This window comes from Meridianimarinicoccus marinus (assembly GCF_040689105.1).
GTDB classification, from domain to species: Bacteria; Pseudomonadota; Alphaproteobacteria; order Rhodobacterales; family Rhodobacteraceae; genus Meridianimarinicoccus; species Meridianimarinicoccus marinus.
Window position 1 is genome coordinate 1 of record NZ_JBFBVU010000157.1, and the last position, 229, is coordinate 229.

Below are 229 nucleotides of genomic sequence, written 5' to 3' on the forward strand. Positions count from 1 at the left end.
TTGCCTGGCGCGCCGTGGCCAATGCCGGCATCAGCGGCTCGGACGTGCGTGACATGCTGCTGGAGGCCGTCGAACAGCGCTTCGGGACATATCGCGCCCCGGAGGTGATTGAGGTGCTCTCCGACAACGGTAGCGCCTACACCGAGAAGGACATGAACCGCACCGGGTTTGCCGGAGGCTGATTTGTCTTAGTTACGCGGCCATGTCTGATCTTTGCAGTGCAGCGTAG

General features: G+C 62.0%; 1 pseudogene. It reads left to right on the forward strand.

The annotated features are described in order from the left end of the window. Nucleotides 1-152 (forward strand): annotated as a pseudogene (locus AB0T83_RS20560) (IS3 family transposase); the annotation flags it as partial. Between the last annotated feature and the right edge of the window lie 77 nt (nucleotides 153-229).